This window comes from Devosia sp. T2-14, from assembly GCF_055397495.1.
Map to the genome: position 1 here is coordinate 48,389 of NZ_AP027921.1, position 16,333 is coordinate 64,721.

14 protein-coding genes and 1 pseudogene are annotated in these 16,333 nt (G+C 62.9%); 8 read left to right on the plus strand and 7 right to left on the minus strand.

Annotated elements, in window-relative coordinates; genetic code table 11:
- The first annotated feature begins 140 nt into the window (after positions 1 to 140).
- Entirely contained in the window at positions 141 to 530 is a 390-nt protein-coding gene (locus ACZ5WT_RS00245; RefSeq protein ID WP_464285379.1) for a hypothetical protein, read from the plus strand.
- Positions 531 to 533: 3 nt separating this feature from the next.
- Here ACZ5WT_RS00245 and ACZ5WT_RS00250 read toward each other — a convergent pair whose 3' ends face one another.
- Positions 534 to 1,367, minus strand: coding sequence for a nucleotidyltransferase domain-containing protein (locus ACZ5WT_RS00250; RefSeq protein WP_464285380.1), 834 nt, complete (start codon positions 1,365 to 1,367; stop codon positions 534 to 536).
- Positions 1,368 to 1,472: 105 nt separating this feature from the next.
- Here ACZ5WT_RS00250 and ACZ5WT_RS00255 point away from each other — a divergent pair, with 105 nt between their 5' ends.
- Positions 1,473 to 2,369 (plus strand): TolB family protein, encoded by an 897-nt coding sequence (locus ACZ5WT_RS00255; protein WP_464285381.1) that lies wholly within the window; start codon positions 1,473 to 1,475, stop codon positions 2,367 to 2,369.
- Between the two features lie 51 nt (positions 2,370 to 2,420).
- Here ACZ5WT_RS00255 and ACZ5WT_RS00260 read toward each other — a convergent pair whose 3' ends face one another.
- From ACZ5WT_RS00260 to ACZ5WT_RS00270, 3 genes are all read right to left on the minus strand, one after another.
- Positions 2,421 to 3,410: a DUF4344 domain-containing metallopeptidase gene (locus tag ACZ5WT_RS00260; protein ID WP_464285382.1), complete on the minus strand. Its 990-nt coding sequence runs from the start codon at positions 3,408 to 3,410 to the stop codon at positions 2,421 to 2,423.
- A 104-nt stretch (positions 3,411 to 3,514) separates the two neighbouring features.
- Positions 3,515 to 5,683, minus strand: coding sequence for an FdhF/YdeP family oxidoreductase (locus tag ACZ5WT_RS00265; RefSeq protein WP_464285383.1), 2,169 nt, complete (start codon positions 5,681 to 5,683; stop codon positions 3,515 to 3,517).
- A 173-nt stretch (positions 5,684 to 5,856) separates the two neighbouring features.
- Positions 5,857 to 7,002, minus strand: coding sequence for a PQQ-dependent sugar dehydrogenase (locus ACZ5WT_RS00270; protein ID WP_464285384.1), 1,146 nt, complete (start codon positions 7,000 to 7,002; stop codon positions 5,857 to 5,859).
- 205 nt (positions 7,003 to 7,207) lie between these two features.
- On the opposite strand from ACZ5WT_RS00270, the gene greA reads away from it, so the two are divergent.
- The 5 genes from greA to ACZ5WT_RS00295 all read left to right on the plus strand — a co-directional run bounded on the left by greA (position 7,208) and on the right by ACZ5WT_RS00295 (position 12,950).
- On the plus strand, positions 7,208 to 7,681 hold the full coding sequence (gene greA, locus ACZ5WT_RS00275) for a transcription elongation factor GreA (protein ID WP_464285386.1): 474 nt from the start codon (positions 7,208 to 7,210) through the stop codon (positions 7,679 to 7,681).
- Between the two features lie 154 nt (positions 7,682 to 7,835).
- A complete protein-coding gene (gene trxB, locus ACZ5WT_RS00280) occupies positions 7,836 to 8,786 on the plus strand; it encodes a thioredoxin-disulfide reductase (RefSeq protein ID WP_464285387.1) in 951 nt (316 codons plus the stop codon).
- A gap of 118 nt (positions 8,787 to 8,904) precedes the next feature.
- Entirely contained in the window at positions 8,905 to 9,798 is an 894-nt protein-coding gene (locus ACZ5WT_RS00285; protein WP_464285388.1) for a LysR family transcriptional regulator, read from the plus strand.
- A 154-nt stretch (positions 9,799 to 9,952) separates the two neighbouring features.
- Complete coding sequence (locus ACZ5WT_RS00290; RefSeq protein ID WP_464285389.1) at positions 9,953 to 10,657, plus strand: HAD family hydrolase; 705 nt, start codon at positions 9,953 to 9,955, stop codon at positions 10,655 to 10,657.
- 1,186 nt (positions 10,658 to 11,843) lie between these two features.
- Positions 11,844 to 12,950 (plus strand): hypothetical protein, encoded by a 1,107-nt coding sequence (locus tag ACZ5WT_RS00295; RefSeq protein WP_464285390.1) that lies wholly within the window; start codon positions 11,844 to 11,846, stop codon positions 12,948 to 12,950.
- Between the two features lie 87 nt (positions 12,951 to 13,037).
- On the opposite strand, the gene ACZ5WT_RS00300 is transcribed toward ACZ5WT_RS00295, so the two are convergent.
- Together ACZ5WT_RS00300 and ACZ5WT_RS00305 are read right to left on the minus strand one after the other, a co-directional pair.
- Entirely contained in the window at positions 13,038 to 14,240 is a 1,203-nt protein-coding gene (locus tag ACZ5WT_RS00300) for a pyridoxal phosphate-dependent aminotransferase (RefSeq protein ID WP_464285391.1), read from the minus strand.
- 58 nt (positions 14,241 to 14,298) lie between these two features.
- Positions 14,299 to 15,371, minus strand: a pseudogene (locus ACZ5WT_RS00305) (LacI family DNA-binding transcriptional regulator).
- A gap of 29 nt (positions 15,372 to 15,400) precedes the next feature.
- Here ACZ5WT_RS00305 and ACZ5WT_RS00310 point away from each other — a divergent pair.
- Positions 15,401 to 15,712, plus strand: a complete 312-nt coding sequence (locus ACZ5WT_RS00310) for a hypothetical protein (RefSeq protein WP_464285392.1) — start codon at positions 15,401 to 15,403, stop codon at positions 15,710 to 15,712.
- Between the two features lie 22 nt (positions 15,713 to 15,734).
- On the opposite strand, the gene ACZ5WT_RS00315 is transcribed toward ACZ5WT_RS00310, so the two are convergent.
- The gene (locus ACZ5WT_RS00315; protein WP_464285393.1) at positions 15,735 to 16,154 is read right to left on the minus strand and encodes a DUF4864 domain-containing protein; all 420 of its coding nucleotides are present in this window, start codon (positions 16,152 to 16,154) and stop codon (positions 15,735 to 15,737) included.
- Positions 16,155 to 16,333: the final 179 nt, after the last annotated feature.

The following is a 16,333-nucleotide window of genomic DNA, read 5'->3' on the forward strand; positions in this document are numbered from 1 at the left end:
GACAAAAAGAATGGAGATTGGCCCCTCATGTAGGCCAAGCCTACCTTCTAGGCAATGCGGCAGGAGGTATCCTCCACCGTGCCGATGGCGTCGCAGCGGGCCTTGCGCTAAGAATATTGAAAGTGTTGGAGGAACAGTTCATGCGCCTTGCAGCAGACTTTACCGGCCCCACCACCATCACCCCGCCCGCCACCAGCTTTACCCTCGGCGGATTCGGCTTTTCCTCGTCCCATCCGCTCACCATCCACACCACGCCCACCAATGCGCGTGGCCTGAGCTTCCATCACTCGGGCCTCGAAATCGCCCTCCCCGCGACCACGGGGGCGGTTCTGCTCAAGGTGATTTGCGGCGCCGACGCCGTGCGGGTGCGTGGTTTCGATGCCAATAACCACGCCGTCGCGACCATGGTGATCGCGTCGGACGGCATGGTCCACGAGTCGAAGCTCACGGGCGACAGGATAACGCGCGTCACCCTCGATCAAGGCAGCAACGAAGGCTTCCTCGTGTCCATCGCGATGGGTGAAGACTGAGCCTTACGCCTCGGCCAGCGCACCAACCTCATCGGCCAGGGCATAAAGCTCGGCGAACCGGGCACGCCATGCCGCCTGACCACGCGCGCCATTTCCGCTGAGCACGGCATCGGCCCGCTCCGTGAACCACTCCGGCACCGCAGAGAGCTTGCCAATGTGGGTCGCCATCTTCTTGTCGCCGGGGAAATGCACGCGATTGACGGCAAACAGCGCCTGGATCAAGTCGGTGACGATCTGGTGGGCGATCGACTGCAGGTAGTAGCCATCGGCGCGTGCCAGCGCCGTTTCCAGATGGAAATTGTCACGCCAGAACGCGGCGCTGGCCAGCCCCTGGCGGATCAGGGTGGCCCGCAAGGCCGGCGGATAGACCGCGATGCGATCCAGCAACGGCGTCAGCAGCGCATGGGGATCGGCGATCACCTTGAGTGATGTCAGGTCGGCCAGCGCGCAGTGCTCGCTATAGCCATTCGGGGTCCAGGTCACATAGCGCCGGACGGCCTCGCCCGCGACGCTCCGCTCGATGATCCCGGCAATTGGCCCCAGCTGGCGGAACCAGATTTCGACCTCGGTGCCACCAATAGAAAAATCGGTGCCGCCCTGCTCGGGCATCGCCGACCAGCTGCGCGCCTCGACCGCATCGGGCATGAGCGTCTGTAGTTTGGCCGTGCGCTCGGCATCGGGCAGCCAGCTCTCGGCAAACACATAGATGTCGATGTCCGATTGGGCATCGGCGACGCCCTTGGCATGCGAACCGCCCAGCGCGATGGCGCATGGGCCCACCGCCAGTTCGCCCGCGACCGCACCCAGATCTCGAATCAATTCAGCCAGCGTTTTCATGGATTTATTCTGCATCGCGGCGCAAAGCCTCACCAGCCCCGCCGCGCTGGCCCTGCGCAAATTCCTGCGCTAGGCTGGCCGCGAATTCCCACTCTGGTGCCCATCATGAGCTTTGCATTTCCTCGCCGCGGCCGCTCGCTCGCGCCCGGACAGCGCGCCCAACTGACCGTCATCGACCTCGCCGGAAAAACCCGCGTGGTGCTGACCGCCAATGAGGTGATTGAAGCGCCGAACTGGACGCCCGACGGACGCTGGCTGGTGTTCAATGCGGGGGGCCTCATCTACCGGATTGCCGCCGATGGTTCGACCGGGCCCGAGCAGATCGATACCGCCCTGCTCAACAATCTCAACAACGACCACGTTCTCTCGCCCGATGGCCGCACCATCTACGTCAGTTCCGACGACGGCCACATCTACGCCGTGCCGTTCATCGGCGGCGCGCCCCGCCGCGTCTCCAACACGCACGTCACCCCGCACCACTATTACCTCCACGGCATTTCGCCCGACGGGTTGACGCTGGCCTATGTCGCGGTCGAGGGGCGCGGCGATAACAGGCGCATCAACGTCTTCACCATCCCCGCAGCGGGCGGGCCCGATACACGACTGACCGACGTTTCCGTGCCCAATGACGGGCCAGAATATTCGCCCGACGGGCGCTGGATCTATTTCAACTCCGAGCTGGCTGCGAGCCGCCCCGGCCACGCGCAGATCTTCCGCATGGCCGCCGATAGCGGCGCCGAGCTCGAACAGCTGACCTTCGACAGCCTCGTCAACTGGTTCCCCCACCTCTCGCCCGATGGCGCGCAGGTGGTGTTCCTGAGCTATCCCCAGGGCACGCTCGGCCATCCCCCCGACAAGCCGGTGCAGCTGCGCCTGATGTCGCCGGATGGCTCCAACCAGCGCACGTTTGTCAGCCTGTTCGGCGGCCAGGGCACAATCAACGTCAATTCCTGGGCCCCCGACAGCCAGCGCCTCGCCTATGTGAGCTATCCTAAGGCCTGAAACGCAAAACACCGCCCTTTCGGGGCGGTGTTTCCATTCATTCTGCTGCGCTCACTCTGGCTGGCGCAGCATGAAATTGTCGATCAGGTAGTCCCAGCTGGCATCGTAGCGCGCGAATTCGCTGCTGCAGTTGAAGACACGCTGATAGGGCAGCAGGTTCAGCGCATCGGTCTTGGCAAACCACGACATCAGCTTATCCTGGTCGAACTTGTCAGTGTCGGCAAGATAAGTGGCATGGACCATGGCCATGCCCGGCGCGATCAATGGCAGGTAGACCTCCTCATTGCCGCCAATCAGCAGGCAGAGATTGTCGTAATAGCGCTGCTGGCCGAGCGAGTGCACGTCGGCGAAATTGTTGCGATCGATGTTTTCCGGCTGGGTGCTGATCTCGTTGAACATGACCGCGCCAAGCATGGCGAGGCGCGACGGACGGGTCGCGAAGGGCTCGTCTTCCTCATCCTGGGCGATCAGCGTCAGTGTGGCAAACTGATCGACGGCGTCTTCCTCGCGACCGGTGATGGGCAGGTCGAAAATCTCGACCATGGCGTGGCCGATCTCGTGCAGCAGAATATGCAGCGTTGTGCCGGTCAGCACGGTGCTCTGATCGGCCCAGCCGACCATATGGGCGAGATCGCCGTCAACTTGGTCGTAGCCATGATTGTAGAGCTGGATCAGTTCGTAGCAGAAGGTGATCGAGCGTTCGCTGGGGCTGAACCAGGCATTGATCGCGTCACACTGCTTGAAGGTGATCAGAAAATCCGCCGGAAGCGCGATCTGGTCGGAGAGCGAGTCCAGAACCTCGGCAATGATGCCGTCCTTCATGAACTTGTCGCGCAGCAGCCCGACCTCGGCGCCGTTGCCGGGCTCGAAGGATAGCACGAACCGGAATTCGCCGGCCTTCTCCCCCGCTTCGGCGCCCGGCGTCAGCTCGATGGCCTCGACCGGGGCGATCAGGTCAGTGAGGTCCTGGCCGGCAGCGAGCGCCAGCGCCGGAGATGCCAAACTGCCCAGCAAAGCCAGGGAAGATACTAAAATGCGCATGCGATGAGCCCCTCGGAAAAATAGTCACCGAGGCCTAAAGAGGAAATATTGCCAATCCCTTGCGCGCAGGCCCCCACTTTTACGGGGGCCGGAAGTAACAGCTGCTAGGCCTCGATCCACACCGGCACCGACTTGAACGCCGGCGTCTTGCTGCGCGGGTCAACCTCGGTGCCCACCAGCACGTTGGCCTCGGGGTAATAGGCCATCGCGCTGCCGCGCGGCAGGTCGAAGGCCGTGGCGACGGCGGTCATCCGCCCGGTGTCCGATGCCACGGTCACCGACTGCCCCTCGACCACGCCGAATGACGCCATATCCTGCCCATTGAGGAACACCGCGAACCGCCCCGCGCCACCGCGATAGCTGTCCTTGTCCTCATAGATGATGGTGTTGAACTGGCCTTCGCTGCGCACCGTCGCGAGGCTCAGCCGCTTGCGCTCCAGCTTGGGCATCGGCGTCACCACGAAATGCGCCCTGCCATCGGGCGTACCGAATTCGGGCGTGTGCATCAGCCGGTTCCGGATATGGAACTCCTTCTTGGCCACATCGATATCGGCAAGCTGCTCCATGCCGGGCACGATAGCCGCAATGGCCTCGCGTACCCTGGAATGGCCGCTGAACGCCTTGAAGTCGATCGGCGAACCTGGCAGCACCCGCTGGCCGATTTCACCCAGGATCCAGCTTTCCGGTCGCACATTGTCCAGCCGCCGGATGCCGCCATCGCTCAGCCGCACATAGTTGAACATCGATTCCTGGGTGGTGGGCTCCCACTCCTCATCGCGCGCCGTCACCGGCAGCACCAGCACTTCGCCGTCACCAAGCCCGTTCACATGGCCCAGATTGAGCGTGGTGGTCAGGAAAAGCTTGAAGTCGATGGCTTCCATCGCGCGGCTGGCAAAAGCCCGGTCCGGCGTCGCGCCCCACAGGTTCCCGCCCATGATCACGGCGCTGTCGATCTCGCCCGCCTCGGCCGCCTTGAGGCAAGCCATGGTGTCAAAGCCCTGCTCTTCGGGGAACTTGACCCCAAAGGCGGCTTCCATCTTTTCCAGCACATCCTTGGCCAGAACTGGCTTCACCCCGATTGTGCCGATGCCCTGCACATTGGAATGACCACGGAGGGGCAGCAGCCCCGCAAAGCGCTTGCCCAGCATGCCGCGCAGGGTCGCCAGGTTCGCGATGGCTTCCACATTGGCCACGCCGTGAATGTGGTGGGTCATCCCCATGCCCCAGGCGAACACCACGCGCTCGGCCTGCCCGTAGCGGTTGGCAATATGCTCGATCTCGCGCTGGGTGATGCCGCAGGCCTCGACGATATCGAACCAGCGCATTGCCTCAAGGTCAGCCTTGAACGCGGCAAACCCGCTTGTATGGGCCGCGATGAACGCCTTGTCCTCCAGCCCCTTCTCCAGCACCGCCTTGGCGATGCCTTTGAGCAGGGCAATGTCCGAGCCCACGCGCGGCTGCACATAGTCGGATGCGATTTCGCTGCCGCCCTTGAGCATGGAACTGGGCGATTTCGGCACCGAGAACTTCACCAGCCCCGGCTCCTTGGCCGGATTGATGACGATCACCTCCCCGCCCCGCTCGCGGCAGTTCTTCAGCATGTGAATGAAGCGCGGGTGGTTCGATGATGGGTTGGCGCCGATCACGAAGATCATGTCCGTGCCGGTCAGGTCTTCCAGTTCGACACTGGCCGTGCCCTTGCCGATCGTCGTCGCCAGCCCCTCGCTGGTCGCCTGATGGCAGTAATACGAGCAGTTGTTGACGTTGTTGGTGCCAAAGGCCCGCGCCAGCAACTGGAAGATGAACCCGGCCTCGTTGGACGAGCGCCCCGACGAATAGAAAAAGCTCCGGCGCGGATCGGTCGCGGCCAGCTTCTTGCTCGCATGGCCGATTGCAAAGTCCCAGTCGACGGGCGTGTAGCGGTCGCTTCCGGCTGCCTTGAACAGCGGCGTTCCAAGCCGCCCCAGATGCTCCATCTCGCGACCGGTCAGCTCTTGCAGGTCGGCGAAATCGTGTTCAAACACCTCGACGGGAATGGCCGGCTGGATATCGGTCGATTGTGCCTGTACGCTCTTGTTGCAGACCGAGGGAAACTCATCGAGTTCGTTGGTCATGCCGCCATGCTGGCCGCCCATGCCATAGGCACAGGCCTTGCAGGCATTCTTGGCCGTCAGCGCCTTGGCCGCCTTGCCCACGCCCATCCGCGCGACAGTCGCCAGCGTATAAAGCACCTTCTTGGGGCCGCCCCCCACAATATGGCTGGTATCGGCCACAACGCGTCTCCGGATTCTCTGCGCTTATAGTGTCGGCGGGGCGGCCAGCCGAAGCAAGCCCAATCAGGCGCCGTTCTCTCCCACCCACCAGGTCACCCCGGCCTTGAGCCGGGGCCCATCCTGAGATCTCAAGATGGATCCCGGCTCAAGGCCGGGATGACACCGTGCTCTTGTCAGGTTCCGGGTGCCTCCGGCGCAACCCGGATCAGCCGCCCATTGCCTTCATCGGTCAGCAGATAGATCGCGCCGTCCGCCCCGACGCGCACATCGCGGATGCGCCCCAGTTCGCCGGCAAACAGCCGTTCCTCGCCGACAATCGTGTCCCCCTCGACGTCAAGCCGCACCGGAACCTGCCCGCTCAATCCGCCGGTCAGCAGGTCGCCCTGCCAGCCCGGCAGCAGCTCGCCATCGTAGAAATCGAGCCCCGAGGGCGAAATCGAGGGGTCCCAGTAATGCAGCGGCTGCTCCATCCCGGCCTTTTCGGTGCCTTCCCCGATGCGCACGCCCGAATAGTCCACCCCATAGGTGATCACCGGCCAGCCGTAATTGCCGCCGGCCTTGGGCATGTTCAGCTCGTCACCGCCGCGCGCACCATGCTCCACCGTGAACAGCGCGCCATCGGCCCGCAGCGTCGCGCCCTGCGGGTTGCGATGCCCCTTGCTCCACAGCTCGGGCGCCCAGCCCTCGGGCTTGTGATTGTCGGCGGGCACCGAGCCATCAGGCGCGATGCGCACCACCGCGCCCGCCAGGTCGCCAAAATCCTGCGCACGCTCCATGTCGCCGCGATCACCCAGCGTCACGAACAGGTTGCCATCGAGCCCGACCACCACCCGTGAGCCGAAGTGCCTGTTGGTATTGGTGAAATTGTTCATGCGGAAGATGACCTTCTGGTCTTCCAGCCGCCCGCCACTGCCTTCCAGCACCAGCCGCGCCGAAAGCACCGCCGTGCCCTGCCCCCGTTGCAGGCCCGCATCCTCGGCGCGCTCGGCAAAGGTCAGGTAGATCTGCCCGCTCGTGGCGAAGTCGGGCGCCAGCGCCAGGTCGAGCAACCCGCCCTGCCCCTCGTGATACACATTGGGCGTGCCGGCAATCGGCTCTCCCACCACCCCGTCGGCGATCACGCGCAGGCTTCCGCTCCGCTCCGTCACCAGAAACCGCCCGTCAGGCAGCAGCCCCAGTGCCCAGGGATGATCGAGCCCTTCCGCCAGCACCGTCGCCGTCAGGTTGCCCGCACTTGATGGCACGGTCTGCGCATAAACGGGTGCTGCAACAAACACAGTGAGCAGAAATGGAGCCAAAGTCTTGCTTGAGAGCTTCATGAGCGGGCCTTTCAACGGAATGTGGGTCCGAAACTTGAATGCTTGTGTGGACATGACCATCTTGATACCCGCACCGGCTTGACCGAAACGCGGCAGCCGGGCAATTTGACCGTTCTCCCCTCAAAACTATACGTGAAGCACACGCCGAACGGGATTTGGCTGGGGATGAGCCTATTCAACTGCCGTGCCGAATGGAGGCGACGAAATGGACAAGATCCCAATGACGGTTGGTGGCCACAAGGCCCTTACCGTCGAATTTGAGCATCGCACCGCGAACGAGCGCCGTCGCATCATCGACGCCATCGCTGAAGCGCGTGCCCATGGGGACCTGTCGGAAAACGCCGAATATTCGGCCGCCAAGGAACAGCAGAGTCTCAATGAGGGCCGCATCAAGGAACTCGAGACCATCCTCGCGCTGGCCGATATCATCGACGTCACCAAGCTGAGCGGGTCGTCCGTGAAGTTCGGCGCGACCGTCACCTATCTCGACGAAGATACCGAAGAGGAAAAGACCTATCAGGTCGTGGGCGATCCGGAGGCCGACGCTTCGGCTGGCCGCATCTCCATTTCCTCGCCCATCGCGCGCGCCATGATTGGCAAGTCCGAGGGCGATTCGTTCGAGGTTGCCGCACCCGGCGGCTCGCGCAGCTACGAGATCGTCAAGATCCGCTACGTCTGACGCCCCCCATGCGCGGCCCCTGCCGCGCGGGCGATAACATTTCCGTCTGTTCCACAGGCACTTGCCAACGAACGAACGGATTGTCTTGAAAGAGTACTCCTTCGGCCCTTAACTAGTGGTCGAGGGAGTATTCGCATTTTTGGAGAGCGTCGCGATGCACGCGAAAGTCATCATCATCGGTTCAGGCCCTGCCGGCTACACTGCCGCCATCTATGCGGCACGCGCCATGCTCGAACCTGTGATGATCCAGGGTCTGCAGCCCGGCGGGCAGCTCACCATCACCACCGATGTCGAAAACTACCCCGGCTTTGCTGACGTCATTCAGGGCCCCTGGCTCATGGAGCAGATGAAGGCCCAGGCCGAACATGTCGGCACCAGGATCGTCAACGACCTCATCGTCGATGTCGATTTCGACAAGCGCCCCTTCGTCCTCACCGGCGACGGCGGCGAGATCTATACGGCTGACAGCATCATCATTGCGACCGGCGCCCAGGCCAAGTGGCTCGGCCTGCCCAACGAGCAGAAGTTCCAGGGCTTCGGCGTGTCCGCCTGCGCCACCTGCGACGGCTTCTTCTATCGCAACAAGGAAGTGCTCGTGGTCGGCGGCGGCAATACCGCAGTAGAAGAAGCCCTGTTCCTCACCAATTTCGCCTCCAAGGTGATTCTGGTGCACCGCCGCGACGAGTTCCGCGCCGAACGCATCCTGCAGGATCGCCTGTTCAAGAATCCCAAGGTCGAAGTGCGCTGGAATACCGAGATTGCCGATATCGGCGGCTCGGCCATGCCTCCTTCCGTCAATACCGTGACCCTGCGCGACCTGGCGGCCAACCGTACCTATGAGCAGGCCATCGACGGCATCTTCATCGCCATTGGCCACGCGCCGGCCACCTCGATCTTTGCCGGCAAGCTCGACATGAAGCCCGGCGGCTATCTGCAGGTGAAGCCAGGCACGACCGAAACCAATATCCCCGGCGTCTTTGCGGCCGGCGACGTGACGGACGACGTCTATCGCCAGGCCATCACCGCTGCCGGAATGGGCTGCATGGCTGCGCTCGAGGCCGAGCGTTTCCTGGCTGAACACGAACTCGCTGAAGCAGCGGAGTAGGTTCCGGCGTCATGTCCCAGCCATACTTCACAAATATCCACTCCTGCCATGCGCCCGCCGCTATGGCAGGCAAGTCTGCGCACCCGGGCTGATCGATAAGTAGAAAGCGTCACGTAAAATGCTCGACTGGGACAAGCTTCGGATTTTCCACACCGCTGCCGAGTCGGGCAGTTTCACTCATGCCGCCGAAAAGCTCGGCATGAGTCAGTCTGCCGTCAGTCGGCAGATTTCGGCGCTCGAGGATGATCTCGGCTTCAAGCTGTTCATCCGCCACGCCCGTGGCCTTGTGCTCACCGAAGTGGGCGAGCAGCTGTTCCGCACCGCCCACCGCATGCACTGGGAACTCCAGCAGGTGGAAACCCAGATGTCCGAAAGCCAGGACGTCCCCACCGGTCCGCTGATCGTCACCACCACCGTGGGTATCGGCTCCACCTGGCTCAGCTCGCGCCTGGATGAATTCCTCAAGCTCTATCCGCTGATCCAGCTCGAAATCCGCCTCAACGACGCCGAGCTCGACCTGGCGATGCGCGAGGCCGACGTGGCCATCCGCCTGCACCGCCCGAACCAGTCGGAGATGATCCAGCGCAAGCTGTTCACCGTCCACAACCACTTCTATGCCTCGAACGCCTATGTCGAAGAGCATGGCATGCCCACTACCTCGGACGAGCTGGACAATCACCGCATCATCAGCTTCGGCGAACCGGTGCCGTCCTATCTGGGCGACATCAACTATCTCGAGCGCATGGGCCGGTCGGACAACAGCCCGCGCCGCGCTGCCCTCAAGATCAACGCCATCTACGGCATGATGCAGGCCGCCCGCGCCGGCATCGGCATCGCCATGCTGCCCGATTACGTCACCGAGCAGGAAGACGGCCTGGTCCAGGTGCTCCCCGAAATAGAGCTCCCGGCCTACGAAGCCTATTTTGTCTATCCTCCGGCCCTCAAGAATTCCAAGCGTGTCGGCGTCTTCCGCGACTTCCTCGTCGCAAAGGCCCGCGAGTGGGCGTTCTAATCTAACCAGGCGTTACGCCCTCGTGGTGCGAGGCTCGCAAGAGTCTCACACCTCACCACGAGGGCCACTGCAGCATCTGAGTCAAAGTAGACCTCATGGTGAGGTGCGCGCCTTCAGCGCCTCGAACCACGAGGGCGTGCCACCGGGGCCGACCATGTCCATCACCACCATTGCCCTCGATGCCGACGACACCCTCTGGCAGAACGAGCAGTTCTTCCGCCTGACCGAACAACGCTTTGCCGACCTGCTTGCGCCCTACACCGACGCGCCCGATCTTAACGATCGCCTCATCGCCTCGGTCACGCGCAACCTGTCCTTTTATGGCTTCGGCATGAAGGGCTTTGCCCTCTCGATGGTGGAAACGGCGCTCGACGTCACCGATCACCGCGTCCCCGGCACCGTCATCGCCGAGATCCTCGCCGCCGGCCGCGAATTGCTCAGCTATCCGATCGAAACCCTGCCCTATGTCGACCAGGCCCTGGACCAGCTGCAGCAGACCCACCGCCTCATCCTGATCACCAAGGGCGATGTATTCGATCAGGAGCGCAAACTCGCCGCGTCCGGTCTGGCGGAATATTTCGCCGCCATCGAGATCGTCGCCGATAAGACCCCGGCCGCCTATGACCGCATCTTCAAGCGCCACACCGATGGCGCCGAACGCACCGTCATGGTCGGTAATTCCCTGCGCTCCGACATCCTGCCCGCCCTCGCCGCCGGCAGCTTTGCGGTCTATGTGCCGCATGACCTGACCTGGTCCTACGAGCATGCCGAAGAGCCGATCAATGAGCCGCGCTACGCCAAAATCGAGCACCTGGGCACCCTGGCCGAAGCGCTGGCGCAGTTCGAAAAGCAGGGCTGACGACGCCGTTTTCCACATCGTGCGACAAATGGGTCAGCCGCCCAATGAATCATTGATTGTGAAACCCATTCTCGATCTACATGCGGCGAGCGCATGGCTCGCATGTCGTTTGCTCATTTGCTGAGCAGATGCGCGCGACTTATATGCAGCTCAGCACAGCGGGCGCTTCTCCTCCTCCCTTGCTGCCTGCTGCGTTCCCTCCTTGTGGGAACTTGTTCCCGCAAACCGATGTGGCTCCGCTCTCCCCTCGAGCGGGGCCACATTGTTTTCCAGCCTATGCAAATGTGCATGGCTGTTATGACCCACCCCGTATTGTCTACTGGTTCGATAGAGTACATATAGAGGGCGTCGCTGAGGCGTGCTTCGTTTCCTCCTCCCTCGGACCACGTATCGCGACACCCGGACTTGGATCGTCTCCTCCTCCCTCGATCCCGGTTCACTGGCAGAGCGCATCTCCTCCTCCCTTGCTCTCTGCCCACCTTTCGATTTGGCCTCTGGCCAGTCATCAAGCCCTGTCTTCGGACAGGGCTTTTTTTTGCCCTGGTGGGGGCCGAGCTCTGCGTTTCAAGGTCAGGTTGACAACTTGTCGCTGTGTCCACCGCATGGCTGGCATGTAGCACTGCGTATTGCTGACCAAACGGTCAAAACCTATATTGGCTTTGTCGCTGGTGACGCCGCTCCGTATCCTCCTCCCTCGGACCCGCGTCTTGCGACACCGGACTTTGGCCGTATCCTCCTCCCTCGGCCAGGGTCCATCCGGTCTGGCGCATCTCCTCCTCCCTTGCGCAGGACCATACTTCGATTTGGCTTCGGCCCTATCATTGGGCTCCAACTTCGGTTGGAGCCTCTTTTTTTGCCCCTATGACAGTCGAGCCCTGCGAATCTGCATGGCAGCACTTCCCATTGAGCGTTTGTGTGCGCACCGACAGAGTCAGATACTTCTTGTCGACCAGATCAGCGGCGTTCGTGGCGCCGCTCCTCCAAGGTCAGATGCTTCGGCATATGACCCCCTAGGCCCTGCCCATCCCCTCGGGCGGGGCCTTCTCTTTTCCGGGTCAGTTTTTCCGCCTCCCCGGCAGATTTTGCCGCAAAGCGAACCACCCCGGCTTACTTCCGTTGATTCCATTGAGCTTTTTGTCGGCACGCGTCTTGCACCACGGTCTCTGACCGATTGCAGGAGCGCCCCATGGTTGCCGTCAGTACCGCCTACTCGACCAATACCTATTACAAGGCTGCCGCATCGGCTCAGGCTGCGGGCGCCGGAATCGCCTCCGCCAACACCACCCCTGCCCCCACGACTCAGCCGGCTGCAACCTCGGTCACCCTGTCCGACGAGGCGCGCGCCGCACTCGACACCAAAGATTTCGCCACCGTCATCGCCGAGGCCCGCGCAAAGCTCACTGCGCTCCTCACCGATGCTGGCCGCACCTCTCCCCTCGAAGGGGGCAAACTGGCCCTGAACATGGCGAGCCTTGATGCCCGCGAGCTTTTCGCCATGGCCAGCGACGATGCCTTCACCGCAGACGAGCAGGAAGCCGCGGGCCTAGAAATGGCCCGCCGTTTCGAGGCCGCCATGGCCGGCCCCGCCGCCGTCGCCAAGGTCACCGGCAACTATACTGGCCTCTACAAGGCCGCCGCCGAGTATCTCGATTCCCTGAGCCCCGAGGAAAAGACTGGCAAGGACTGGATCGCCGGTCGCGCCGCCGTCACCGAAGGCCTCAAGCAATTGCAGGCCGATCCCAAGACCCTGCCCAAGACCAGCGAGGAAGACCCCGTCGCGCTCTATCTGGCCCTCATTCAGGCCGGCACCGGATCAGGCCCGCAGGATATCGCCGATGTCGCCACCGGCGCCCGCCGCGCCATCGACAAGCTCTATGCCGACGCGGTGAGCAACGGCAAGGCGCCCAGCTTCAACAAGAACACCACCGTGGGCACCTATATCGACCTGTCCAAGTTCGACAGCCGCTCGCTATCGTCCATCGTGCTCGACACCAAGGGCCAGTTCTCGCCGGAAGAGGTCACTGCCGCCACGGCGGCCATGCGCCAGAAGAGCGGCGCCGCCCTGCTGGCCGGCTTCAACCACGCCGCCAAGTCCAGCGACCCCACAGCCTTCAGCCAGAACATCATCTCGATCTTCTCATCGATGAGCATCGAGGAGCGCCAGGCCGCCGGCTGGAGCGATAAATTCTACGAAGCCGCCGTCCAGAGCTACCAGTCCACCAACAAGTTGATGCAGATGTTCGGCGACGCCAGCGGCGGCAGCTCCAGCTTCCTCAGCTGGATGGGCAAGTAGCCTGGCAGCGGCACGTCTCCGCCGCCACTCCATTCACCACTGCTGCCCGCGGACTTGATCCGCGGGCCTCTCGAACCATCACAAAACCTACGCGATCCCCGCGCAGAACGCCTGGATGCGCCGCACGGCTTCTTCCAGTTCCGCATTGCTCGCGGCATAGCTCAGCCGGAAATGCCCCGGCAGGCCAAATGCCGTGCCATGCACCAGCGCTACGCCGGTTTCTTCCAGCAGCGCCATGACGAAATCCTCGTCTGTCACCAGCAGCTTGCCACCGGCACTGGTCTTGCCCAGCAGACGCTTGCACGATGGGAATACGTAGAACGCGCCTTCCGGCGTCAGGCAATCGAGCCCGGTATTGGCATTGAGCCCGGCCACCACCAGATCGCGGCGCTGCTGGAACACCGCGCGCCATTCGGCCAGGAATTCCTGCGGACCATTCAGCGCTTCCACCGCCGCCCACTGCGAAATGGAGCTGGCATTGGTGGTCGACTGGCTCTGCAGCTTCAGCATAGCGGCCAGCAGGGGCCGAGGGCCGGTGCAATAGCCGATACGCCAGCCGGTCATGGCGTGCGACTTGGAAACGCCGTTCATCGTGAGCGTGCGCGCCTGCAGGGCGGGCTCCACCTGCGCGATGGTCGCGAAAGTGCCGCCGTCATAGACCAGCACTTCATAGATATCGTCGGTGAGAATGTGCACCTGCGGATGGCGCAACAGCACGTCTGCCAGCCCGCGCAACTCCTCGGCCGTGTAGGCCGCGCCGGTCGGGTTCGATGGCGTATTGAGCAGCAGCCACTTGGTCTTGAGCGTGATCGCCGCTTCCAGCACTTCCGGCTTGAGCTTGAAGCCCGTCGAAGCGTCGGCCACCGCAAATACTGGCTCGGCACCGCACAGCCGCACGATTTCGGGGTAGCTGACCCAATAGGGCGCCGGCACCACCACTTCGTCGCCGGGGTTCAGTGTCGCCATCAGGGCGTTGAAAATGATCTGCTTGCCGCCCGAGGCAACAAAGCAGTCGGCAGCTGTCACGTTGAGCCCGTTGTCGCGGCGGAACTTGGCGGCCACGGCCTCCTTCAGTTCAGGAATGCCATCGACATTGGTGTAGCGCGTCTTGCCCGCATCCATTGCGGCCTTTGCTGCGTCGCGCACATTGAGCGGGGTGTCGAAATCGGGTTCACCGGCGGAAAGCGCGATGATGTCGCGGCCTTCCTGCGCCATGGTGCGCGCCTTCTGGCTGATCGCCACCGTTGCGGACGGCGCCACGCGCTCCAGTGCTTCGGACAAGAACCCCATATCAACCTCCAGCTAGTGCCGCGCGATTGATAGAGGCAGGCTCACGGCCTCGCAAGAGCTATCGGGGAGCTGGCCCCGTCGAGCCGCGCACCACGAGGTTCAACGCCAGCGTCTGCCGCCCGCCGCTCGCGTCGTCATCTAGGATTGCCGCGACCGCCCGCTGCGCAAGCTCGGCCAGCGGCTGCTCAATCGTGGTCAGGCCCGGCAGCGACAGCGCCGCCTCCGGCACGCCATCGAACCCGATCACCGAAACCTGCTGTGGCACGGCAATATCGTGCTGGCGCAGCCACTGCATGGCAAACAGCGCCACCTGGTCCGACATGCCGATGATTGCGGTCGGCGGCGCGTCTCCGGCAAACAGCTCCGCCATGCAGGCATCCACATTGGCCTTGGTATTGCGCGTTTCATAAATGGGCACGGCTTCGCGCCCGATCCCCGCTTCCTCCAGCCCCTGCCAGTAACCGTACATGCGCTCGCGGTCGGTCGAATAAATGCTGGCCGCCGCTGCTTCCGGGCTGGTCAGGCCGACATGGCCCTTGGAAAACTCCAGCGCCAGGATCGCCACCCGGCGATGCCCAAGCCCGGCGACATGGCGCGCCGCGAGCAGCGCCCCACCGCGATTGTCCACGGCAATGGCCGTCACGCTGTCATCGGCGGCATCGATATCGAGCGCTAATGCCACATAGGGCAATTGCCGGTTGCGCGTCAGCTGCAGCAATTGCTCGCCGCGCTCCATGCACAGCACGATGAAGCCATCCACCAGCGCGCTATCGATGTTCCAGGCGACCTTCTGCTGGTTCTGCGCCGAAACTAGCGCGATCCCGGCGCCGCGCGTATCACAAACCGCCGAGATTTCCGACAGCACCGCCCGCGCCCAGGGATCATCAAAAAAGTAGGTCAGCGACTCATAGGTCGCTACGCCAATGGCGTTGACCTTGCCGGCCCGCAGCAACCTACCGGCAGCGCTCGGCCCGGCATAGCCGAGTTCCTTGGCCACGCATGAACGCGCTCGCGCACCTCCTGCCGCACCACTTCGGGGCGATTAAACACATTGGACGCCGTGCCCTGCGACACGCCTGCCGCCTTGGCCACGTCCCGCAGCTTGATGCTGATCTCTCCCTGCTTGTTCACGCGCCACCTCCCGCGATTCCAACGGTAACATGGCGATTGGATCGGTTCAATTTCTGCTTGACTCCCGCACAGCGCAGGCCCATCTTTTGAACCGGTTCAACGCATCCCTGCGCACATTTGTTGAATCGATTCAACAGGAGGTTCAGATGATCCCTGCCAGCTATCTTTTCAAGAATGTCTATCACCAGCATTGGGAAGAAACGCCCCGCCCTGCCGTGCCACCTGCACACAATCCGCGCCATATCGACGGACTGATGAGCGCCATCGCTTCCGCCATATCGGCCGTGTTCACCCGCCGTCCTTCACTGCATCACCGCCCTCTTGGCCACCACCTGCCGTGATCACCACGTCGCACGGCGCCGGTCAGATGCCGACGCCGTCTATTTTGCGCAACACCACGCCCAGCACCCGCCAGCCTTCGCCGGGCTCGTCGACCAGCTCGTAAATGGCTTCGTACAGGGCCTGATTGTGTCCGACGAAGTTGACCACCTGCAACACGGCCACCTCGCTGATCCGCTCATACTGGCCAAAGCTGTGCGACCGCGACAATGCGATCGGGGCATAGCCTGCGGTCACGATGGTAGCAAAGAACACCTCGGGCCGTTCCTTGAACCGGGTGCGAAATCCCTCCCCGGCAAAAGCCAGCGCCGCCTCGGCATCCGCGGCGCGAAGCGCCTGGATCTGCCCGGTCACACTGGCCTGCCAGGGTGCTTCTTCGGACTGGGCAAGCGCTGGGCCCAGCAGCGACAGGAACATGAAGGCAACGGCGAATATCACGCGCATGCGAGCCTCCTGATCGGTTTGCGGGGTCGCCCGCCACAGTTTCGCCCTCAAATGGTCAGCGCCCCACCCCATTCGACACAAACTCGAACCGCATTCAGGTGGCTAGATTGGACCATGCGAAGAGAAGACCACGACGTCGATCCCATGCACCAATCTACGTCTCCTAAGCGGAAAAGTTT